20 protein-coding genes and 1 pseudogene are annotated in these 23,054 nt (G+C 41.2%); 4 read left to right on the top strand and 17 right to left on the bottom strand.

Annotated features, from left to right (window positions below; all coding sequences use genetic code 11):
- From NST38_RS16730 to NST38_RS16705, 6 genes are all read right to left on the bottom strand, one after another.
- Entirely contained in the window at window positions 1–666 is a 666-nt protein-coding gene (locus NST38_RS16730) for a GntR family transcriptional regulator (protein ID WP_047843257.1), read from the bottom strand.
- A gap of 500 nt (window positions 667–1,166) precedes the next feature.
- The gene (locus NST38_RS16725) at window positions 1,167–3,143 is read right to left on the bottom strand and encodes a sigma-70 family RNA polymerase sigma factor (RefSeq protein ID WP_076250487.1); all 1,977 of its coding nucleotides are present in this window, start codon (window positions 3,141–3,143) and stop codon (window positions 1,167–1,169) included.
- Between the two features lie 571 nt (window positions 3,144–3,714).
- Complete coding sequence (locus NST38_RS16720) at window positions 3,715–5,031, bottom strand: sensor histidine kinase (protein ID WP_076250489.1); 1,317 nt, start codon at window positions 5,029–5,031, stop codon at window positions 3,715–3,717.
- The gene (locus NST38_RS16715) at window positions 5,018–5,713 is read right to left on the bottom strand and encodes a response regulator transcription factor (RefSeq protein WP_036673666.1); all 696 of its coding nucleotides are present in this window, start codon (window positions 5,711–5,713) and stop codon (window positions 5,018–5,020) included. The genes NST38_RS16720 and NST38_RS16715 overlap by 14 nt, the downstream gene beginning before the upstream one ends.
- A 26-nt stretch (window positions 5,714–5,739) precedes the next feature.
- Window positions 5,740–6,864 carry a dimethylarginine dimethylaminohydrolase family protein gene (locus NST38_RS16710; protein WP_083684368.1) on the bottom strand — a complete coding sequence of 375 codons (1,125 nt, stop codon included), beginning with the start codon at window positions 6,862–6,864 and terminating at the stop codon, window positions 5,740–5,742.
- Between the two features lie 158 nt (window positions 6,865–7,022).
- A complete protein-coding gene (locus tag NST38_RS16705) occupies window positions 7,023–7,244 on the bottom strand; it encodes a hypothetical protein (RefSeq protein WP_341344022.1) in 222 nt (73 codons plus the stop codon).
- A gap of 109 nt (window positions 7,245–7,353) precedes the next feature.
- On the opposite strand from NST38_RS16705, the pseudogene NST38_RS16700 reads away from it, so the two are divergent.
- Both NST38_RS16700 and NST38_RS16695 read left to right on the top strand, forming a co-directional pair.
- Window positions 7,354–7,632, top strand: a pseudogene (locus NST38_RS16700) (LysR family transcriptional regulator); the annotation flags it as partial.
- Between the two features lie 146 nt (window positions 7,633–7,778).
- On the top strand, window positions 7,779–8,219 hold the full coding sequence (locus NST38_RS16695) for a GNAT family N-acetyltransferase (protein ID WP_076250492.1): 441 nt from the start codon (window positions 7,779–7,781) through the stop codon (window positions 8,217–8,219).
- A gap of 373 nt (window positions 8,220–8,592) precedes the next feature.
- Here NST38_RS16695 and NST38_RS16690 read toward each other — a convergent pair whose 3' ends face one another.
- From NST38_RS16690 to NST38_RS16675, 4 genes are all read right to left on the bottom strand, one after another.
- Window positions 8,593–9,576 (bottom strand): glycoside hydrolase family 43 protein, encoded by a 984-nt coding sequence (locus NST38_RS16690; RefSeq protein WP_076250494.1) that lies wholly within the window; start codon window positions 9,574–9,576, stop codon window positions 8,593–8,595.
- 28 nt (window positions 9,577–9,604) lie between these two features.
- A complete protein-coding gene (locus NST38_RS16685; RefSeq protein WP_370511417.1) occupies window positions 9,605–10,423 on the bottom strand; it encodes a carbohydrate ABC transporter permease in 819 nt (272 codons plus the stop codon).
- 31 nt (window positions 10,424–10,454) lie between these two features.
- Window positions 10,455–11,351, bottom strand: coding sequence for a carbohydrate ABC transporter permease (locus NST38_RS16680; protein ID WP_076250498.1), 897 nt, complete (start codon window positions 11,349–11,351; stop codon window positions 10,455–10,457).
- 84 nt (window positions 11,352–11,435) lie between these two features.
- Window positions 11,436–12,773, bottom strand: a complete 1,338-nt coding sequence (locus NST38_RS16675; RefSeq protein ID WP_076250499.1) for an ABC transporter substrate-binding protein — start codon at window positions 12,771–12,773, stop codon at window positions 11,436–11,438.
- Window positions 12,774–13,034: 261 nt separating this feature from the next.
- Between NST38_RS16675 and NST38_RS16670 the strand changes: the two genes are divergently transcribed.
- Window positions 13,035–14,099 (top strand): GntR family transcriptional regulator, encoded by a 1,065-nt coding sequence (locus tag NST38_RS16670; protein ID WP_017688249.1) that lies wholly within the window; start codon window positions 13,035–13,037, stop codon window positions 14,097–14,099.
- A gap of 187 nt (window positions 14,100–14,286) precedes the next feature.
- On the opposite strand, the gene NST38_RS16665 is transcribed toward NST38_RS16670, so the two are convergent.
- The 5 genes from NST38_RS16665 to NST38_RS16645 form a co-directional block, all read right to left on the bottom strand.
- A complete protein-coding gene (locus NST38_RS16665) occupies window positions 14,287–15,123 on the bottom strand; it encodes a class I SAM-dependent methyltransferase (RefSeq protein WP_076250501.1) in 837 nt (278 codons plus the stop codon).
- Window positions 15,124–15,710: 587 nt separating this feature from the next.
- On the bottom strand, window positions 15,711–15,848 hold the full coding sequence (locus NST38_RS16660; protein WP_106427116.1) for a paeninodin family lasso peptide: 138 nt from the start codon (window positions 15,846–15,848) through the stop codon (window positions 15,711–15,713).
- A gap of 609 nt (window positions 15,849–16,457) precedes the next feature.
- A complete protein-coding gene (locus NST38_RS16655) occupies window positions 16,458–17,453 on the bottom strand; it encodes a glycoside hydrolase family 43 protein (protein ID WP_076250504.1) in 996 nt (331 codons plus the stop codon).
- 363 nt (window positions 17,454–17,816) lie between these two features.
- Window positions 17,817–18,206 carry a hypothetical protein gene (locus NST38_RS16650; protein WP_341344021.1) on the bottom strand — a complete coding sequence of 130 codons (390 nt, stop codon included), beginning with the start codon at window positions 18,204–18,206 and terminating at the stop codon, window positions 17,817–17,819.
- A 472-nt stretch (window positions 18,207–18,678) separates the two neighbouring features.
- A complete protein-coding gene (locus tag NST38_RS16645; RefSeq protein WP_076250508.1) occupies window positions 18,679–19,368 on the bottom strand; it encodes an SDR family NAD(P)-dependent oxidoreductase in 690 nt (229 codons plus the stop codon).
- A 157-nt stretch (window positions 19,369–19,525) separates the two neighbouring features.
- Here NST38_RS16645 and NST38_RS16640 point away from each other — a divergent pair, with 157 nt between their 5' ends.
- Window positions 19,526–20,110 (top strand): TetR/AcrR family transcriptional regulator, encoded by a 585-nt coding sequence (locus tag NST38_RS16640; RefSeq protein WP_051447337.1) that lies wholly within the window; start codon window positions 19,526–19,528, stop codon window positions 20,108–20,110.
- 648 nt (window positions 20,111–20,758) lie between these two features.
- Here the strand turns inward: NST38_RS16640 and NST38_RS16635 are convergent.
- Window positions 20,759–21,718: an L-threonine 3-dehydrogenase gene (locus NST38_RS16635; RefSeq protein WP_076250511.1), complete on the bottom strand. Its 960-nt coding sequence runs from the start codon at window positions 21,716–21,718 to the stop codon at window positions 20,759–20,761.
- Window positions 21,719–21,755: 37 nt separating this feature from the next.
- On the bottom strand, window positions 21,756–22,946 hold the full coding sequence (locus NST38_RS16630; RefSeq protein ID WP_076250513.1) for a glycine C-acetyltransferase: 1,191 nt from the start codon (window positions 22,944–22,946) through the stop codon (window positions 21,756–21,758).
- Window positions 22,947–23,054 lie beyond the last annotated feature (108 nt).

The raw sequence follows: 23,054 nt of genomic DNA, 5'->3' as shown, positions 1-23,054 counted from the left end.
TCAAAGTATTTCGTTCAGTTCCTGCATCGGTCGAATAAAATTTTGTTTCATTAAATTATGGGCATCGTTGCTATTTTTGCCTTCAAAAGCTTTAATAATCTGATCATGTTCTTCAACTGAAGCTAGTGTAGCCGTAATAGGTTGTTTTAAAAATACGTATTTAAATCGCCTAATGTGAATCTGAAGAGATGTATTAAATGTAGCTACATAAGGATTATCTGAGAGCTCCACAATATAATTATGAAATTGCTCATCCACCTCCATAGCCTGATAAACTTGGCCATTCTTAATGGAACTTGCGAATTCCAAATTTATGGATCTTAGTTTCTCAATCTGTTCTGGAACAATAATTTTGGCGGTAATTTCAGCAGCTAAGGCCTGAAGAGCAGCCATCGTTGAATACATCTTAAAAATATCGTTTTTCTCAATATTCGTTACTTTTGTTTCTTTTCCTGGATGCATGGACACTAGGCCTTGAACTTCGAGTAACTGAAATGCCTCCCGAATCGGTGTCCGGCTGACTCCAAGCGATTCAGCCATTTCCGCATCAATAAGCTTTTCACCTGGTTGCAGTGTTCCATCAATGATCCATCGCTGAATCTGAGAAAACGCTCTTTCTTTTGCGGACATACGGACTGGTAAGGAAAAATCTTTAGGTATTGGCATTCTTTTCATCCTCATTACAATTATTCTTATATGCAATATATCGCATACACGATCGAGAAGCAATTATTATTTCATTTACTCGCTCAATTAAGTTTATCCAGATAACTACCTGTTTTTATTGAGAGTCTGAGACAAAAAAGAGACTATAATTTAAGAGTCTTTCTTTGAGAAATGTTACATAAGTAATATATTTTAATGTGAATGTTCTTATATAAAATTATTTGGTACTAATGAGGGCTTATGTACTTTTTACTTAAGTACACATCTAATCGGCAATCGGACGATGTTCTTGTCCCTCGACATTTAACTCCCACCCCTCCATCGTATAATCTACCTAAAACGCCGAACTCATATTCCGAGTTCGGCGTTTTTAAAATTCAATGGACACAATTAATATGATAGAACGTTGTGTTAAACGTCTATTTTTAAAATGCTGTTCTACGTCCGCAGGCTTTTGAATGCCTTCCAGCCCTTAGTTTCGGGCTAGATGTTTTTGTTTGTCAGTAAAAAGTATTTTCGTATAACTTCCCCGTATGCGCATCAAGCACTTCGGGCGTCCGCTCGTGCTCGCTACCAATCATTTGATACACTAGTTCGTACGGGGCCTCTTCCGCCCTAGCATTGTGCATCCGTTCCCATTGCAGACGCAGCTTGGCCTGTGCCGTCCATCGGAGGATAGCTGTCTGGTAATCAAATGAAGGCACGGTCTCCAGCTTCTTTAACTGTTCTGGCCCTATGGAGGGGGACATCAAACTTTTGACCCTCCCATTAGAGCGGTCAACAGCTAGTTGATAGCATTCATCCCTGACAGATACGTCTTGAACATATACACCAAAGCGAATGATTTCCAAACTATCTTCGTCGTCGGTCTCTTCAGTTAGAAGCTTGAGATACGGCAACATTTCAGCTGCTAGTCCTCGGACATAGTCCATAGCTACTTCTATACATGCGTCTCGATCCCAGGTTAATGGAGCTAGTTGATCTGGCTTACCATGCGAAACAAAGTCAATCAGTTGTCCGGATTGGCTGTCTACTCGCGCCTTGACCGCTCCCTCCATCTGATCAGCCCAATAGGCCTTCCAAGACCGGTCATTCTTGGCTGGACGCTCTTCATTCTGTTGCTTCCACACCATCAACTTGGTGTTCGAGCCAATATTGTCGTCTTGTACTAACTGAAATTGGTCGTTGTTTACGCCAATCCACTCTTCTAGGCTTCGTGCGGGCGGGAACTCACCTGGCCACTCGTCCAGAGTTCTTGGGTCAGAGGGGACAGCTTCTGCCCTATAGGCTGTCGGAACTTCCTCCTGTGATGATGCAGTATAGATTAGTCCTCTACTTCGGGGGGCGTAAACAAGATGGACCTGATCGTCACCATCCGTGTACACGGCTTTGTCCAATACGCAATATTCCACATGTAGCAAAAAATTCGCCTTCATACACGCCATCTGTTCCTCTTCTGGTGTGATCATGGTTGGGAGTGCTGGCCCTGGAACGGTTCCAAAGTACCTAAATCCGACCACGCGACCGCTGGGATGAACCATAATCAGGCATCCCGTCTCAGGAAGTGGCAGCCCCATCGCCTTCTGCTGTCGTGTGTACACAAACATCCCTTCCATCCACTCCATCTCACAATACGGAAAATCACGCAGTGCGCCGGGATAATGATCTTCCAGGAATTGCTCTGCCTGCTGTTTGAGCTCCTCCTCAGATATCCGTGTCTCGTTGTCCAATGAGGCCCAGGAAATGGCATAGTCCAGCAAGTTGCCGTCCCTGGAGAGCGTGGCAGAAACGGCGTCATCACTCCCCGTTTTAACCCATAAGAATCCCGCTTCTCCCTTCCCTGTTCCCCTCCCGGTGTTCTCTTGATAGTCATTGACGATCAGATCATAATCCGGTGAAACGGCAAACTGGTGCTCTGCCTGTTGTCTTAACTGCAGGCGTAATGTATCCAGGTCTCGTTCGAGAAAATCTTGAGCCATTTCGTTGCGCAAATGTTCCAGCCCCTTCCGTAATTGTGTTTTTACAGTACCTAATGGCATATCCAGGAGATGGGCGATTTGCTGTTGGGTCAGGTCCTTCTTATATTTTAAGAACAGGAGCTGACGCAGCTTCGGATTCAGACTGGCCAATGCACGCTCCAGATCCAGGGTTTGATCGATATCATTAACGACCAATGGCTCTTGCGCCTGCGGGTCTTCGCTCAGGTAAACACGCTTGGATTTCTTCAAATGATTGAGCGCCCGGTTCACCACAATTCTGGTAAGCCAGCTCTCAAACGCTTCGGCTTGCTGCAGCGTTTGCAGTGACTCATAAGCCTTAACGAGGGCATCCTGAACGATATCCTCCGCATCTTTGGACTCCCGTACATAATGGCGAGCCACTCGGTGCAGCTTATCCGTTCGATCCTTTATAAGAGATACGAAGGCATCGTGATCTCCGTTTTGTGCGGCGTTGATTTGTTGCTGTGCATCGATCATTGTCGTTCACCTCCTGTTATATAGACAGCTAACTCGGGGGTTTGGATTTAATTAATGTAACATTATTCTTATAGTTGTTCACAAATAAGTGCATATGCTGATTATTTAGATATACACCTAATCGGCAATCGGTACAAGTTCTTATCCTTAGCTTGGGACAAGAACTTGTACCGATAAAATAAAAAAGCCGCTAAAATAGCGACTTCAATGGGAATATGTTCTTGTCCCTCGACAATTCATTTTGGAATGGGCTGGAAAAATGTTGATTCTCGTGATGTCAGGGCATCCTGTCGTCGATCGCTCAGCATGGGCCAGTACCTTCAGCTCTTTCACTTCATCAGTCCAATTATAAAGGTGAACATGAGTTGTGGCTGGATCTTATGGCAGATTTCCAGTGCTCGCTTCGTTGAGCCCCTTTACTGCCCATTAGCCCTTTCATCTCTGCTGTACCTTCTTCCAACAGAATTACCCGTTTTGTCGTAACAACCCCCGCATAACTTCATCGTCGAACGAATTGAATACAGTCAACGTGATAGATCTACGAAAACACGTTACATGCAATTTTAGGCAGCTAATTAAAAGCTCGACTTATTTTAAATTTCAGTATAATCTTGTAATTCTCTTGATCTTCAGATGAAGAGAATTGTCCTATCATCCGATGCATAACTTTTTCTATGATTTTTTCACCCAATTTATAACTTTCTACAGATTCATTCTTTATTTTTAATTTGTTTTCTACACAAATCACAAAATGATGATCTTCTATATAAGTAAATAAATTAATTTTTTGCTCTCGATCTGCATATTTTAGTATGTTCGACAGAAAATTATCAAATACACGTCCAATATTTTCCATATCCACAATAATTATGACATCCGTAGGGGAGGCATTTACAAGTACCTGAAATCCTTCCGCTCGAAGTACAGCTGTAATATCTGACAATACATCATGAATTGATTCCCGAACTGAAAGGGTTACTAAGTCTGCCTCCCTCTCTTTATCTAATAAAAAATATGAAAACAGATCGTCTGTACGATTCTTAAGTTGGAGAGCCTTTTGATACGCACTCTCGATTTGATACCTTGTTTCTACACATAAATCTTCTGGTGTATTACGGGCAAACTCTAAATACATGATGAGAGATGTCAGTGGCGTACGCATATCGTGAGACATTTCGGTTGCAAGATTTCTACTCTCATTTTGCAAATTTTCTATCCTTTCTAACCTGCCTAAAAATGCTTTACGTAGTTCCTCTATACTTTCCGCAATCATCGCCAATTCATCATACCCTCGTACCGTTATAGAATAGTCTAATGAGCCGCCTTCAAGGATATGAATTTCATTATTAATTGTGCGTAAATATTTGATCCCTCTACGTATTCCTAATAAAACAATGGTTATAAATAACATTGCGGACAGCAATATTTCAAGCATGTAGGCCACATTATAGTAGTGAGAAAAATAAAATCCATAGATTGAAACGTTACCTGTCCCATCCTTAAATTGTACTGGGTAAGAGTTCCGTCGATCATAATCAGTTTCAGGCTGACTTCCATATGCTCCTTCGTCATCAGCATGGTACAAGGAATCATATTGAAGCACCTGGTTCTGAAATACGTATAAAAATAAATTACTCTTCTGACTTTTAATCCAGTCTGAAAACGCAATACGATCTGTCGTTGACAGATCGTTTGCTGAAACATATTCTGAAAATTTTTGGACGTAAACTTGAGATTCGGACTTTAAACGCTCATCAGAAGTAAAATAATGATCCATAACCCGATTGCTTATGGACTGCAAAAGTAAAAAACAAAGAACACTTATGGTGAGAGCAATAATTATTAAAACAGTCAACTTTTTAGTTATTGTAAGTTTATGAGTGGCCAAAACGGTAACCTCTTCCCCATTCCGTTAAGATATACGCTGGTTTTGCTGGATCTTCTTCGATTTTCAATCGTAATTTTCGGATGTGTACTACTACCGTATTATTTGAACTGTAGAAATAAGGTTCCTTCCAAATACTCTCATAAATATTTTGGGCAGAGAAAATTTTATTTCTTCTGGTCATCAACAGTTTAAGTAGACCGTACTCCAGATCGGAAAGCTCAATCTTCTGACTGCCTTTCCATACATCGTTAAATTGTTCACTTACTTTTAAGCGTCCTCCGATAAGAAATGTTTCGCCATAATCCTTTTTATCTTGATAAATCGTATACCTACGCAACAAAGCAATAACTCTTGCCAGAAGCTCCTGTACAGAAAAAGGTTTAGTTAAGTAATCATCTCCACCGGCAAGCAAACCTTCCGTTTTGTCCAAAGTTCCGGATTTAGCAGTTAGAAAAAGAATAGGAACATTGTATCGTTCTCTGATTCGTATACAAGCCTCCAGTCCGTTTATTCCAGGCATCATAATATCCAGAATCACCAAATCCAATGACTCATTTACTAATTCAATTCCCTGTTCTCCATCTTTAGCTGTTGTTACTTCATAACCTTCACGGACAAGAGACATACGTAGCAGATCACGAATTTCCTGATCATCTTCAACCACTAAAATCCGGCTTGTCATAGTTCACCTCATACTTGATTTAACTTTTAGCTATCCGTGCGGAGCAATGGCTGTGTACTGCAACGGAAAGCTCCGCCGAAAGAACGAGAAATTTCGTAATCAACATATTCTACTTTGATTCCTCTTTTCTCAAGCTCTTTTCCAATTGTATTTTTGAATGCAATGTCCGTAACATATACTTTGCTACTGATTGGCAATCCATTTACTGCCAAATCTTGAGCATCCTTGTAACTCACTTCGATTTTGTCCCAATTTTTAAGTTCTTCTGGGAGCCCATTGGCTAACGAATCCATGCTAACAATCATTAATCCATCTCTTACAAAACTGATAGCACAATCCAGGTGCAATGTGCCAGGTTCTAGCTTCACCTCAACCACCTTATAACCTGATGGTGTCAAATAGTTTCTGAGCCAATCAATACCGGCTTTGTTTGAAGCTAGACCAGAATTACCGACAAATACAGTCTTTCCATACACGAGGATATCTCCACCTTCAAGGTAAGGACCGGCAGCAGAGTTGATTCCTTTAGAAACGTCTGGTTGTGGGACAGCTACATGCGGAACGTTATTTTGGGCTGCTTCCTTATCCAGAATACTTCTAACAGGTAAAACCTCAAGTCTCCGGTAAGCCGATTTAAATGAACCTTCAATTAGATGATTTCCGATTGTGAAGAATGGATCTCTGACAAAGAAATTAGTTACTCCTTCGCCACCTGTAATGCCATCTTTCACAGCCCCTAGTTGTTTTTCTTTTTCATTTAAAAGGCGTGGACGTTGAACCTCAACCCCGTATTTTTCAAGAACCTTTTTAAGATCTTCACGCTCTTTTTCCCACTTTTTCTGTGCCTCTGCCGGATCCGTATTCATTATAGACATGCCTCCTTCAGGCATAGGCATGTCTCCTTCTGGAAAATCATCAAAATTGAAGTGCATAAAAGCTTCAGATTGTGTCAATACAACTCTTTTTAGCGTGGCGAACTCACTCTCTACATATACATTGTTTTTCTCACTTTTTGTAGTCACAGTTCCATTCACTTCCGTAACTCTATTAACTTTAGACACACCAGTCGCCCCTGCCACTGGTAATATGCTAGTTACCAGTACAAGTGATAATGCTGTTGATCCAACCCACTTCAAACTCTTTCTTTTCATATTAATGCCCTCCTAATAATTTGTTTTAATGCTTACAGTTTGAATTATAGAGAGCAATTCTTAACAGTTTATGAAGGCATACTATTTTAATTTAAACTCCTTCCCGTAAGGTCTGACAAGAGATCTTTAAATGAATCACATCTTCTTCCATCAAAAACTTAAATACCCGCTTCTCCATGTTTTGGCTCATGCAGTTTAATAGAAGGATTGCTAGATAGATAGGTTTCTTCATGTGCAAAGCAAAATAAGGAACGTACAAAAGGGATACCGTGCCCTAGGCTGCTTGGTTTTAGACGATCAGATTGCTTTGCTAAGTATTCCTTCAGGAGATTTAGAGTTACTCCCGAAATATCGACATCCCCTAGATCAGAAACCAACATCTTGAGGGCTCAACCCTTGAATTCGTTTATCTGCCTTATAATGATTCCAAAGTTCAATTAAAATCATAATAAAACCTCCTATTAAGAGCAATTAATTAAGGATGTGATTATGGAACTTCGTCATCTAATTACCTTAAAGACCATCGTTGAAAAAGGGGGATTTAAGAAAGCAGCTTATCAACTAGGTTATGCTCAGTCTTCTGTCACAACGCATATTAAAGAATTGGAAACTGAACTTGGAAAACCTAGCTTTGATCGCTTGGGTAAACAAGTCGTTCTTACTCAGTATGGTCATCAATTCCTGCCGTATGCTTTAAAAATCATTGAGTTGTACACTCAAGCGCTCACTACAAATGATAAGGCAACTGGTAATTTAACACTCGGTATCTAGGAGTCTTTAATGATCTGTCGTAGTCCTTTAGCTCCTCCTTTTTTTGTTGTATTTACAACAAAAAAATATCGTTTATAATCATTCTAAAAGTATGTTTAATTTGTTTTTAATTAGAAAATGAATTTCTGAAAGGATTATAAGAAATGAAATCAAAAAAAATAGACTCAATTGAGGGGCTCAACATCGCTTTTCAAATAAGAGAAAAAGTGTTTGTGAAAGAACAAAATGTACCAATTGAAGATGAGTTTGATGATTATGATAATTTAGATGGACAGTGTGAGCACATCCTGGTCTATTTTAATGAACTACCCGCCGGAACAGGCAGAATTATTATTCGAGATGGCGTAGGTAAATTAGATCGAATATGTATCTTAAAACCTTATCGCGAATATGGTCTCGGTAAATTAATCGTTACATCACTGGAAGAAATTGCAGAAAATAAAGGAATATCCAAAGTTAAATTACACGGACAGACACATGCAGAGGGATTTTATCACAAGCTAGGATACCAGACTACTTCCGATGTATTTATGGAAGATGGAATTCCGCATTATCTAATGGTAAAAGATTTATTATCGAAATGATGCCGTTATCATGTGTAAATCTGGTCGGTTTGTTCTTGTCCTTAGCTTGGGACAAGAACTTGGTTCCTTAAAACAAAAAAAGTTGCTAAGCAGTTTGATTATAACCTGCCCTATCCTCGGTTTTATTGAGCTATCGTTTCCCGAATCTTTAGATTGCAACTTCTTCCATAACTCGCCTCAATTTCTTTAGACAATACATTTGTTTGTTCCCCTAGATATTTCAAGTCGTTAGTCAGAACTGTTGTTCGAAGTATTATCTGTTGAGCGAAGTCGAAGGCACCCAGTAGGGTGCCTTCGATGTTCTAACTGTCTCTCTTTGGCAAGTTGGATAAACGAACTCAAATCCATCAACCAACCTTGTTGGGACACTCGTTCATTGTAAAGAACGTGCAAGTGCTGCAACAGAACCGCGGAAATCGGGTCTGCCGTCAGCCGTCCACAAAAGCTCCGTCACAAATGTATGGCGATTCGGATCGTACAGCGGATCTCCTATAATGTTCTTGTACGTTCTTGCGTGAAACACAAATAGCGTCTCTTCGTCGTCCTCTGACACCGTGAAGGAATTATGACCGGGACCATACATTGAGATGCTCTCATCTGTCGAGAGAACCGCTGTTTGCGACTTGCGCCATGAGTTGGCATCGAGCAAATCAGCATCCGCATCGGCTTCAAGTAAGCCCATGCAATAATTGAAATCCGTGGCGCTAGCCGAGTAAGAGAGGAATACCCGATTATCCTTGCGAAGAAATGCCGCGCCTTCGTTTACTTTATAACCAATGATTTCCCAGTCATATTCCGGCATCGAAATCATCGTTTGCGGCCCAGTGAACGTCCACGGATTGCTCATTTTAGATATATACAGATTAGAGTTACCTTCAATATTCGGATCCTTTTGTGCCCATACGTAATAACGGCTGCCATTATGCTCAAAGGTAGTGGCATCGAGGGCGAAGCTTTCCCATTCGGTACGAACCTGCCCTCTTTCCATCCAACTGCCTTCGAGCGGATTGTCATTTTCATTCTCTAGCACGTACATCCGATGGTCGAACAAGCCTTCATTCGTTTCCGTCGTGTATGCGGCAGCGAAATACACGTACCATTTGTCATCAATAAAATGCAGTTCGGGTGCCCAAATATTGGCACTAAGGATACCATTCTCGCGCTTTCTCCAGATCACTACAGGAGTTGATGTAACAAGCTTCTCAAGGTTCTGGGCTCTACGGATTTCAATCCGATCATACTCCGGAACGGATGCTACGAAGTAATAATAACCATCCGAATGTCTGTAAATAAAAGGATCAGCTCTCTGTTCAATTAATGGTTGAATGTCGTGTGACGCTCGTAGTTGGATTTCCATCTTATCACCTGTTTCATCATAATATAGATTACCCTTTAACAGCGCCTGCAGTCATACCGTCTATGAAATATTTCTGAAAAGCAATGAATAGTATGAAAATTGGAATGATGGAGAAGAAGGAGCCCACGATCAATAAGTCATAGTTATTGCCATAAGGAGTTAACAACGTTTTCAAACCGATTGGAAGTGTATATTTACTCTGATCTCCGAGCACCATGAATGGCCACAATAGATTATTCCAGCTATTCATACCATTCAATATGGCCATTGCTGCAAACGATGGCTTCATAATCGGCATAATTAGTCTGAAATAAATCGCATACTCGTTTGCACCATCAACCCGCCCAGATTGAATAATCTCTTTGGGTATGCTTCGTAGATATTGCCTGAAGAAAAATATTGTCGCGGCATTGGCTATACCGGGCAGAATGATTGCCGAATAGCTATTCACCATTCCCAAATCATTAATTAGGCTGTACAAAGGAACCAGCAGTATTTCGAAAGGCACCATCATAATGAGTAAAACACATATAAAGAGGAAGTTCTTACCTTTAAAATGATATGCTGCAAAACCATATGCAACAAATGCGCTTACAAAAAGTGTTAAAATCACTTGAACGATTGTTAAAATCATACTGTTCCAAAACCACACAAAATAATCATGTTCTCCAGTAAACAGAAAGATGAAATTATCAAAACTCATGATTTCAAAATCCAAACTTAGGTTAAGACCATATCTAACTAATGATTCACCTGGTTTAAAGGAAGATAGGGCCACTGCGTAGAATGGGATCATAATTATAACGAATAGTATAATGAATAAACAAATAATTACTATTCTAGAGATGAAATCACTCCTCGTCTGACTTCTGCCCACTTTAATCCTCCTCCTTTTTGAACATTCCACTAAATTTTAACTGCGTTAAATTGATAACCATAGCAATGACTAACAGAATGATACCAACTGCAGCTGCGTAACCCAGCTTATTCTGCTCAATCCCTTGTCTATACAGATATCCAACAATGGTTAAGCCAATATTTTGGGGTGATTTGTTACCGTTGAACATCATCAGGCTCTCGGTAAACATTGCTAAACCTGCATAAACACTAATTGTTGTAACATATACCGTGGTCGGCTTCAATAATGGCATTGTGATCGTTCTAAACTTCTGCCAAGCAGATGCACCGTCAATTGAAGCAGCCTCATAATATTCATTGTCAATGCTTTTCAAACCCGATAGATAGTAAAGCATATTAACGCCTGTCCATCTCCAACATGCGAGGATTAACAGTGCTGCCATACTCCAATTTCCGTCTTTCAAAAATTTGATAGGCTCTACACCAAATAGACCTAGGAAACTGTTCATTAATGAACCTTCCATCTCACCGAATGTAAGGCGGAAAATGGTACCCGCAACTGCGACAGATGTCAATGCAGGGAGAAAGAAAGAAGATTTAAAAAACTCTCTTCCCATCATTAACTTACTGTTGATCATAACGGCGAATAACATGGGAAAAGGAATCAACAGCACTAAGGTTCCTAACATGTACACAACGCTATTTTTAATAGATGTCAAAAACACTTTATCAGTAAGTAATTTCGAATAATTTGCTTCACCAATCCATTTAGGATCCTGTCCCAGCATCCTATCTTGAAAGCTCATTACGAATGAATTTACAAGCGGAAAAAACCAGAATATCAAAAATATGAGTATAAATGGCAATACAAAAACATAAGGTGCAACTTTTTGAGAGTATACAAATTTCTTTATCATATTCTCAATCTCCCTTGACTATGGTTAAACCTGCCGACCACTGTACCTGCCGACAGGTTTAATCAAATCATTTACTTATTATATTTATTTCAATTCTTGTTCAATTGCTGCTTGTGCTTCATCCAACGCTTCCTTCACGTCTTGGCCATCTTCAAAGATAGCATTCAAAGTAACCGTATTGAATATATTGCCGATGGTTGGTGAAGCTTTAACGGACTTAATCGCTCTAATTTCGTCTTTGATTTCATTCAACGTATCAAATGCATTTGTTTTAAAGTATTGGACGTATTCATTTTCAGGGTTTTTCGTAACTGCATCATCTTTCCATACTTCCATGTTGATTGGGTCAAATCCAAGTGTATTCCAGATTTCTGTAGTAGCTTCTTTCGAAAGCTTAGCAAAGGCTACAAATTCTTTTGCCAACTGAACGTCTTTACCATTCTTAGTAACAACTGTGCCAGTACCGCCTAAGCCAACGGAACGAGGATTACCTTCTTCGAATACAGGCAATGGAGCTATTGCATACTTACCTTTAAGGTCTTTCATTTCGTTTACAAAGCGGGACATGTACCACTCAGGCATCAATGCACTTGCGTAGTTGCCTTTGTTATATTCACCTTTTGCTTCTTCTGTGTCGGGTTGTCCGCCAGGGATCGTATGAATAACATTGTTCTTCTGCAGATCGACTAACATTTCATACGCTTTAATCATTTCAGGCGAGTTCACTTTTGGATTACCATTTTCATCTGTAAAATCGGCATTTTGCTGAGCTAGTAGCAGCGATGCTTGCCACGAAGCTGATGTATCAGCAGTACCTAAGTACTTGCCAGTCTTTTCGTAAACCTTGATACCTGCTTGTTTGTAATCTTCCCACGTTTTGATTGTCTTGTAGTCAACACCTGCTTGTTCGAGAATTTCAGTGTTGTAGAAAGCAAGCGTAGCACCTACGTGATAATCAAAGCCATAAACCTGATCGGCTTTGGAGTAAATCTCGACACGTGAAGGAACAACAACGTCTTTGTATGGTGCAAATACATCATTCAAAGATTCCAGGGGAACGTTGTCACCTTCCAAGAATTTAGGGAATTGACCAAGCTCAATATCCGCGATATCAGGAGCACCTTTTCCGCTTGTAACTGCCAATAAGAGCTTGTTGTGCATATCATCGTAAGGCATAACCGTTACATTCAACTTAATCTGTTTGTCTGGGTTCTGTTGGTTCCATAACCCCAGCATTTTATCCAAATGCTTGCCGTGCAAATCTGCGAATGTCCAAAATGATAATTCTGTTGCATTCTCACCGGCATTAGCGCCTAATTGTTGTGTTTCCGTTTTTGAACCAGAAGGACTACCACATGCAGTAAAAACAAGTGACATAATCAGGAGAGTAACGATGGAGATTAAAGCACTGCGTTTTTTCATTTGTTCGTCATCCTCTCTTTTTTGTTATGCATTTGAAAAGTCGGCTGACTGGTTAGTTCTGTTAATTTAAGCGGTTACAACCCATCTTGGCACCACCATCCTTAACATAATTCTAACCTTTCAAAGAAAAGACCCCTTCGCAACAATTTCTCAGATTCCATATTGTAAGCGCTTTACAAGCCGTATTATAATATATATGAAATAAGCTTTATATAACCAATTGATTATAAAATCATAAAGTTTATGGGGAGATGCTACTCTTTGAAAAAGCTGGCGCTCTACAAACAAATTCGAGAAAATATTATACAGAAAATTAAATCAGGGCAGCTTCGGCCAACGGACCGCATTCCTTCTGAACAAGAACTAATGGACGAATTCAGAGTAAGTAAAATAACCGTCAGGAACGCCCTAACCCTACTAGCTGACGAAGGATTAATTATACGCGTACAAGGCAAAGGCTCATTCGTCTCTTCTAGTCTTGTTGTTTCTAGCATCAATTTCTCGCCATCCCCAAGCAGCGCGTGCTCCATGCCGCTCATCGGCTTCATCATTCCGACGATGAGAACCCGTGTCATTCAGAAGCTCGTTGACTACACGGAACACTTCCTACAAGAAGCCTGCCTCAGCATGGTACTAAGCATCACGCGCGAGTCCTCCTCTATCGAATCAAACGTCATTCGTACACTAACGGAGCTCGGTGTGAAGGGGTTGATCGTTTTTCCAACAGAAGATGAGAAGTATAACGAATCATTACTGCGTCTGTCGCTCGATAAATTCCCGTGTGTGTTCATCGACCGCTATCTGCGCAACATTGAGACGTACACCATTACATCCGACAATTACGGCGGTGCGTATAAAGCTGTATCCCATTTGTTATCCAAGAGTCATCAGCAGATTGCGCTCATCTCACCTGAAAATGCCAATACAGCCGTCGAGGATCGCACGCTCGGCTTTGAGCAGGCGTACACAGATCAAGGCATCTCGATTGACAAGAGCTTGTGGTGTCACATCCCTCTCGACATTCTACGCAGCGAGCAAGCATTGGACTATGTAAGCAACTTCTTGCAGAACCACAGTGGAATTTCGGCAGCCTTTTCCTTGACTGAAGAAACAGCACGCCTTACATCCGCCGCGATCAGTCTTCTGAACGTTCACTCAAATATCGACTTGCTATCTTTTGATAATCCACATCTTTCAGGCGTAGCTTATGTGCAGCAGGATGAACAGGAAATGGCACGAACAGCCGTAAAGCTGTTACGTGAACAAATGGATGATATCTATTCTCCTAAGAACGCCGTTATTCCCGTGCAACTCATCTTCCCTTGACACGACAAACGTTGCAGCCTACACAATGATCTTGTCTTCAGCTTGGGACAAGACTTGGTTCCTAAAAACAAAAAAAGGCACCTCTGTGGAGAGATACCTTTAGCTATATTATCCGCAAGACATGTTTCTGGCTGAGCAACGGATAAACATTGAATAATGCTGCAGATTTCAAACACCATAAATAAATTTAGTTGTCATTGTATACAGCCTCCCTTTTTCGCAGTACCACTACGATATCTGTCTGAGGTACAAATAAATTATAATTCGTTACATGCACTTGTCTCGTTTCGGTTACTGATTCTATCTTTAATTCAGGAGGAAGACAGCGCTCTATGTGAGTAATTAATGTTTCTTTGGTAAATCTCCAAATCACACCATCAATCGAAGAGTTCGCCATATAACCACCGTCCGTTACAGAACCTGAAAGAGACTTGAGAACAACCGGGTCCGCAATAATGATAGATCCACCGTCACGTAACAGTCTGCAGCTCTCTATGAAGGCTTTTTTGTGATAGCGAATGTGATGAAAGCTTCTTGCAAACAAAATCATATCGCAGCTATGATCAGGTAAAGAAGTCGGTTTATCAATGAAAGCATGGATATAAGAATTAAACCTTCCCCACTTCTTTCCAAGTTTTAGAGCATTTATATTCGGATCCATGTTAAGAAAACGAACATCCTTCTGCTTGCGAAGATACTTGTTCAATAAACCTGTACCACAGCCCACCTGAAGAACATCGCCCTTTAAAGGGGGTAAAACTTTGTAAACATTACGAGGAATAGGAAAATTTTGAACGTACATGGCCAATTCGTAGAAAATCGGATAACGCTCTTGCAATCGAACCAATTTACTGGTGTAGAAAGGATTCCGCTTTTTGTGACGTTTAAAGTCCCATTTGTTCAAATAGTAGATAGGGGTTAACAGCAAGAACAGAATAATAAAGACACTTTGGACGCTATAAATTCCAAGTTTACTAAAACGATCATTGGAATTATGAGACATCATTTGTTTAGAAGTATTCAAAATGATCACTCCCCTCTCACAACGCTATAAATGGTGTAGAACCTCTTTAACATAATAAACGAATCCAATATATGGTTGAATGCGCCGAAAAATACAGACATACTGTCCGTAAGCAATGCTTCCTTCCAAATGACTTACGAAGCGAAGGGAATCTGATCATGCACAATTCAATCGTATTTAGAGAAGAGTATTTTTTGACTCCTTCACCTCCGTCCATTTGAAGCTGACAAAAGAAGAGCCGTTTACGATGATGTATCACATGTGTTTCAACCACTGGATTTGAAAGAACAGGTTCCGTTATATATTATGAACTGTCTGTATAAGCCGTTTTTGGAGAAATCATTTTTTCGTGGAGGCCTCAATTGGACAATGTTTGTCGAGCGACGTAACGAATTTCGCAACGTATTCGAACGAATGTTACATCAACAGGAGGCTGGCTACGCCTTATTTAGCTGCTGCTCAATATCAATCATAGTCGTCTTGGTCTGGAATGGTACAATGTTCTTGTCCCTCATCTGAGCATCGAAAAAGCCGCCCACAGGCGACCTTTTGAGCAAGAATACGATTTTCAATTTGAAGTATGATCATCAGGACGATGGATCATATAGGTCTGCATCATGTTCTTCGATCCAATCAATTTGCCTGAATCCATAGCCAGCCATCGTTTGCTGCACATCCAGCACCTCTAATTCCGGTGCCTGCCAAGGCGTTTTTTTCGTTTCCATCGGTCATCCCCTCTTTCTACAAAAACTGGAACCGACTGGAACCAAGATGCGAGCACCCTTACATTACTTGTGCGATACAAACTTTTTAGGATACGATTTGTATCTTTGTGAAAATTATAAGACACAATAAGTATCTAAGTAAACAACTATTTCATCCCTTTCTATGGGTTAAGTATTTCCCTGTAGCGCTACTGACCCAAGTTAAAGCCCACTCTCCTCTATATAGCTTTTTTATTTTGATACTCATCTAATCGTTAATCGGACTATTTTCTTGTCCCTCCACAGGAAAAGAAGTTCCCTACTAAAACTCGTCGACACGCGCTTCACGCATTCAACTGGATAAAGCCATTAGGATATTATATGTGTCAACAAAATTCTAATTAAACTAAAAACCTTCTCTCCGAAGGAAAGAAGGCTTTATGTTTAATTAAGATAAATTTATTAATTCAATCAGTATACTGCTGAAGTATTCTTTGTTCAGCAGAGATTTTCTCCAAGTTTGAGTGAAACAACTGATCCTCCTCCTATCAAAAAAGCAGCCCCGTCAGGAGCTGCCTCATGTATTATGCCTTATATTGTAATCTTATCTGTTTCCGCTAACCAGCTAACTTACTCCGCACCCGGATAAGGATTGATCTTCTGGATCGTTCCATCTTCGTTGTAGTTCAGCTCCGAATATTTAACGCAGCGCTTGTGGTTGACGCCTTCCGACAGGGAGCTGTCGTGATAGAACAGATACCACTTGTCTTCAACTTGCACAATGGAGTGATGGGTTGTCCAGCCGATAACCGGAGAGAGAATCTCGCCCTTGAACGTGAATGGTCCCATCGGGTTCTTGCCGATCGCATATACGAGCTTATGCGTGGTTCCTGTAGAGTAGGACAGATAGTAATAGCCGTTATATTTATGCACCCATGGGCCTTCAAAATATCTCCGTTCCTCATCCCCAGCCAGAATCGGATTCCCGTCTTCATCGACAATCGATATCTCGGCAGGCTTGCCTTGGAAGGACAGCATGTCGTCGCTAAGCAGTGCAACTTGCGGTCCAAGCGCCGGCTGGTCAGGAGCAGGTCCTTCTGCATCTGGCACGAAGCTGCCGGTCTGCCATTTCTCCAACTGGCCACCCCAGAGTCCGCCGAAATAGATGTATGACTGATTGTCGTCATCCACCAATACGGCCGGATCGATACTGAAGCTGCCTTCCATATAATTCGGTTGCGGCATGAATGGGCCTGCCGGAGACTCTGATGTTGCCACACCCAGACGGAAGATGTCGTCATGATCCCGTGCCGGGAAAAACAGGTAATAGGTATTGTTCTTATAAGCGGCATCTGGTGCCCAGAGCTGCTTGGAGGCCCACGGAATATCTCTCAGATGCAACGCTTCGCCGTGATCAACCACCGGGGAATCGAAGTTGTTCATCGAGAGGACATGATAGTCTTCCATTTTATACTGGTCGCCGTTATCGTTGCTCGGCTCGTCATGATCGAGGTCATGGGAAGGATAGATGTAGATTTTGCCCTCGTAGACATGGACGGACGGGTCAGCAGTGAAGATGTGGGTTACGAGCGGTTGGTGGGGCTTAGGTAGTTGTTGTTGATTCATAAGGCATCTCCTTTGGTATTGGAATAATAGAATCCTTCATATACGGGATTACGGTAATTCATTGATTGCATCCTCAGAATTAAAAGCAAGCGTTTACAATCTCTAATGTTATTGTATAAGCTCCGCTTATTCTTTCCTAGTACACATAATAAAGAACTTCCCCCGAAAAAATGTACAATTCCCGCCCATCTCATAATTCTTATATTCTACAATGAAGTGATCTTTTTTGCGTTGTCTTGTCGCACATATTATTTCTTCTCCTCTGGATCGCAACCATTATATGTCTTCACAAGTTTTTGAGCTCGTAAGCTTTTTTCTCGAAGTTCCACCGTCTCACGTTCGTAATACACTTTTCCTTTATTATCACTGCACTCTTTCGGAAATATTTTCACTTATTTCTTCAGGATTTTCAACACCAATGATCAACTTTGATATTTTGAACATACCAACTTTCAAGCTATTCAAATCTAAATGAAGAGTTTCAAGCTCATTTTCAAAAAAGTGGAGTTGATAACCACCATTTGATCTAAATAACCCATTTCTTTTTTCTCCTAATAAAGCACCATATAGTTTAAAAGCCTTGGGTATTGGTCTACCTGTTGTTATTCCCTCGATTAAAGAGTATGGAATTTGCAACCCTTTATCTAATTTTAAAAAGGGTGAGTTTCCAAAGTCGATATTTACGTAGGTTTCCATTAGTTGAATTTTACGTTCCATATTTTGATTCCCCCATTTTCTTTTCAAATAATCCATTTATTTCATAACCCATAATTACATATAATACCCCAGACACCTCTTTTATTCATGAAAGTCTAAGCACTGCCCTCCGCGCCTTCGCGGGTTACGTCCTCCTTTTTATATTCCATTTCCAATCATTTATTAAAGAACCTACGCGTGTAGCATGTAGTGCTTAAACAGGGACTTATCTTTAACCTAAACACTAAGAAAATACTATATTTTCACTGGACAATTAGTTTATTTTTCCTACACATTTGTTAAATGAAATTGCATGAAACTTAGTTAGGTGTTTATCTAATCGGCAATCGGTACAAGTTCTTGTCCTCGACTCGGGACAAGAACTTGTACCGATAAACAAAAAAGCCGCTAAATTAGCGACTTCTTCATCTCTTTCAAGCGTCTCTTAGCACAAAATATATGCCTAGTTCTCAAGCTCATCTACTTGGTTACAACTGTATGTTATGACCTGCTGAAATCATCACCAATGTTAAAACAGAATGGTTTCGGGGGTAACCCCCTCAGGATACTCTTCTTCCCATACGTTTTTCTCTACATAGGCCTGGTACCACATCTCTGCAATTACATCCGGATCATTAATTGCGCCGGTACCTGACTCCTTGATCAATAAACCTAATGAGCGGTGGCCCACAAAAATCCCTTGAGCAGACAATGAAGTATGAAGATTAGCAACATAATTGCGTAACCCTGAAAGAGCAATACCGATATTCCCCATCATGGACACAGGGTACATGGCGGATAATCCTGAGGTAAAGAGCAAGGCTCCCTCTTTCCTGGCGAGCATAGCAGGGAGAACAGCATTGACGACATGGATGGCACTAACCACATTCGCCTCAAATGCGTCCCTGGCGTTCTCCGCCGTTAGCTCCAATACAGAAGTGGGAGGATAATTGCCTGCTGTTGGACTGAATTCCAACACATCAATCTGACCATACTTTTCTTTCATGTTGGTCATAGCCTGTGCAATCTGTTCCTTGTTAAAAATATCTGCTACGAAATAAGATGCCTCGATACCATCCGCTTTCAGTTCATCCACCATATCTTGCAGTTTTGCAGCATTTCTTGCAACTAATGCCACTTGGAAGCCGCGCTTGCCAAAGCTCTTCGCAATAGATAATCCTAATCCCTTACCTGCACCAATAATCGCCAGTGTTTTCATTTATGATTCTCCTTTTATGAATGAGTTAGTGAGTTCAATTGACAGTTTTGATTGTAAAACGTACACTTAAACGACTCAATGGTTGATATTGTTCAATCTGTTAATTAAACATCACTTTTGATAAATCCGACTATTATTTATGGAGGGGAAGTACGAATTGGGTAAAGATAAAGTGGATCTGCGCATTCTCAAAACGCGGAAAGCCATTAAAGAAGCGTTTCTGAGATTAGTACAAACCAAAGGCTATGAACGAATTACTGTGCAGGACATTGCCAAAGAAGCGATGATAAATCGCAACACATTTTATTTGCACTATGTAGATAAACCTCAATTCATGGAGAAGTTATTTCAGGAAAACGTGGAGAGTTTAAATGCTTGCTTAAGCCTGGAAGTGAGTTCAATTCATGAGATGGATAAAGATATGTTTGCTACCATGTTAAAAACGATTTTCGACGATATTGAAGCCAATATGATATTTTTTAAGACAATGATCACTCAAAATATTTATCCAAACTTCTCCGTTTACTTGAAAGAGGCTTTTAAAACGATCATTTTTTCGGGAATCGGCGATCATCGCCACGATGAGAAGATAAAAATTGGCATCGAATACATGATATCTGGATTGGTAGGAGTAATTTGTCTCTGGATAGTTGAACCGGAGAACTACAGGGTAGATAACTTTATCGAGCAACTGAGTGAAATTCACTATTCTAACATGGTTGACTTGCTGAAGGATACTTGATAATAAACTAGTATGATATGAACAGAAAGGCTATTCTTGCCGAATCTGATCTGGCTCGACTCCCTGCTTAGATCTGTCAGAACTAGGCAGGCATAGAATAATGTTTGCAGTCAGATACGAAGATAACGGTACTGTCCTTACTCCGGCGTTCTCAACGCTTCCAAGTACCATGAGCCTGTCATGAATCCACATGACAATCATATTTGGACACGAACATTTGAATTACTACCTCTGCCAAGAAGCCACAATTCGTGTTCCTAAGCATGAGCGTGAGATACCAAGAGCAATCTACGAAACCGACATCGACGAGTTCGTAAGCACATATTCGCGTCCCGATGGTTGGCGCAGATTGATTGGTCTTTACCGGAAAAACGTTATTTCTAATAAAAAAATCGTTATTCACGCGAATTCTTAAATTCATGTGCTTTTTTCTTGCCACATGATCTTCATCATGATGCTATTTAGATAGATACCTAATTCGAAATGACACAATGTTCTTGTCCTTAAAACAAAAAAAGCCGCTGTAATAGCGACTTTAATGGAACAATGTTCTTGTCCCTCGACAGTTTCGTTCTGTTTTTGTTTTTATAAGTTCCCCTTTCTTGCTTTTTTTAGCGATGTCACTCTTCGATCGAATTCATAATAACTTTAAGCCTTGCGAAGCATTTGTCTCTCGCTTAGATGTGAAAGCATATCCTTCGTCATGGCCTTCAAGTCGTAGCGAGCATGAAATCCCCATTCTGTTTTCGCTGCCGTTGCATCAATGGAATGCGGCCAGCTATCGGCAATCGCCTGTCTCTTCGGATCAACGTCATAATCGAGGATAAAGCCGGGAAGCTCATCCCGAATCGCTGCAGCGATCGCCTCCGGATCCACGCTCATTGCCGTGACATTAAATGAATTTCGGTGCATCAACCGGGAAGAATCCGCTTCCATCAAATCGATGATAGCGTTCAGGGCATCCGGCATATACATCATGTCCATGTTTGAGTCCTTGGCGATATAAGATGTATACCGGCCAGCCGTCACGGCTGCGTAATAAATTTCCACGGCGTAATCCGTCGTTCCTCCGCCGGGAGGCGTCATATAAGATATCAAACCCGGGAATCGCAGTCCCCTAGTATCCAGGCCGTATTTGTGAAAATAATAATCACAAAGCAGTTCGCCGGACACTTTGTTCACGCCGTACATCGTATTGGGCCTCTGGATCGTATCCTGAGGGGTATTGTCTTTCGGAGTCAAAGGACCAAAAGATCCAATGGAGCTTGGAGTGAAAAATTGGCAGCCGAGCTCCCTGGATATTTCAAGTGCATTCATCAATCCACCCATATTCAAATTCCAGGCAAGTAGCGGTTTCTCCTCTGCGGTAGCCGACAGCAGCGCAGCCAAATGGATGACGGTATCAACTTCGTACCGCTTGGCGATTTCGAACATCGCCTTATCATTCGTCACGTCCAGCAGCTCGAATGGCCCGGATCGGGTAATTTCGTGGGCTGATGACCTGAGATCCGTAGCAATGACGTGATCCGCACCATAAATTTCACGTAATTTAACAACTAACTCAGAACCGATTTGGCCCAGTGCTCCGGTCACCAAAATCTTGTTCATAAGACATTCCTCCCGAAATGTACTCCCGCGAATGTAGCTAAATCAGCTTCATTTCCTTGCCAACTTTCTCATAAACGGAGATCACCTGATCGAGCATATCCTTGGTATGGGCAGCTGTCGGCATGTTGCGTATTCTTCCGGTTCCTTTCGGAACCGTCGGAAACAGGATTGCCTTGGCGTAAACGCCTTCTTCATAAAGCCGTTTGCTGAACTGTTGGGTGGTTACTTCATCGCCAATGATACAAGGTGTGATCGGCGTTTCGCTTTGGCCTACATCATATCCAAGCCGGCTCAAGCCATTTTTCAAATCACTGCCGTTCTCCCACAGCTTCTCGATCAGCTCTTTGTCATTCATCAAAATGTCGACAGAAGCGCTACAAGAAGCGATTGTAGCCGGAGGTAGCGATGTCGAGAACAGAAACGGACGGCTTCTCAGCTTCAACCATTCGATCAGTTGTTTTTTACCCGCCACATAACCGCCGACAACGCCAATCGCCTTGGAAAGAGTACCAATTTGAAAGTCAATGCGGTCGGACAATCCAAAATGCTTCACGGTTCCCGCACCTGCTCCGAGAACGCCAGAACCGTGGGCATCATCCACATAAGTAATCAGATCGAATTCTTCTGCTATTTTCACGATTTCAGGCAGCTTTGCTATATCACCATCCATGGAGAAAACCCCGTCGGTGATGACCATAATTTTATGGTACTGACCGGATTCCTTGGCATCTTTCGCCTGCTGTCTTAAATCATTCATATCCGAATGCTTAAAGCGAATCACCTTGGCTCTCGACAGGCGGCAGCCATCAATAATCGAAGCGTGGTTCAGCTCATCTGATAAAATCGCATCATGCTGGTCCATTACCGCGGATATAGCAGCCATATTGCAGTTAAATCCCGATTGATACACGATAACGGCTTCCGTTTTTTTGAAACGGGCCAGTTTTTCTTCAAGCTCAATATGAAGATCCATCGTACCATTAATTGTTCTCACAGCCCCTGCGCCTGCCCCGTATGTCTGCGACGCCTTAACTGAAGCATCAATCAGGCGGTGATCTGTTGCCAGTCCCAAATAGTTATTGGAAGACAAATTGATTAAGGACTTTCCGTTGATACGAATAACAGGACCATTTGCACCCTGCAGCGTATCAATGACGTTATATAGACCTTTAGTCTTTAGATCTTCGATGTTCGAACTTAAAAATTGGTCCAATGCTTGACTTGACATTCCATTCCCTCCTCGATATACGCATGTCCTCGTACAGGAGACACAGTATTCTTCGAAAAAACCCTGTTATAAAAGGAAATAAACTAAATTCAATGTATCATCATTTTT

Source organism: Paenibacillus sp. FSL H8-0104 (genome assembly GCF_038050215.1).
In the GTDB taxonomy this organism is placed as follows: Bacteria; Bacillota; Bacilli; order Paenibacillales; family Paenibacillaceae; genus Paenibacillus; species Paenibacillus amylolyticus.
This window is presented reverse-complemented; position numbering and strand designations above follow the sequence as displayed.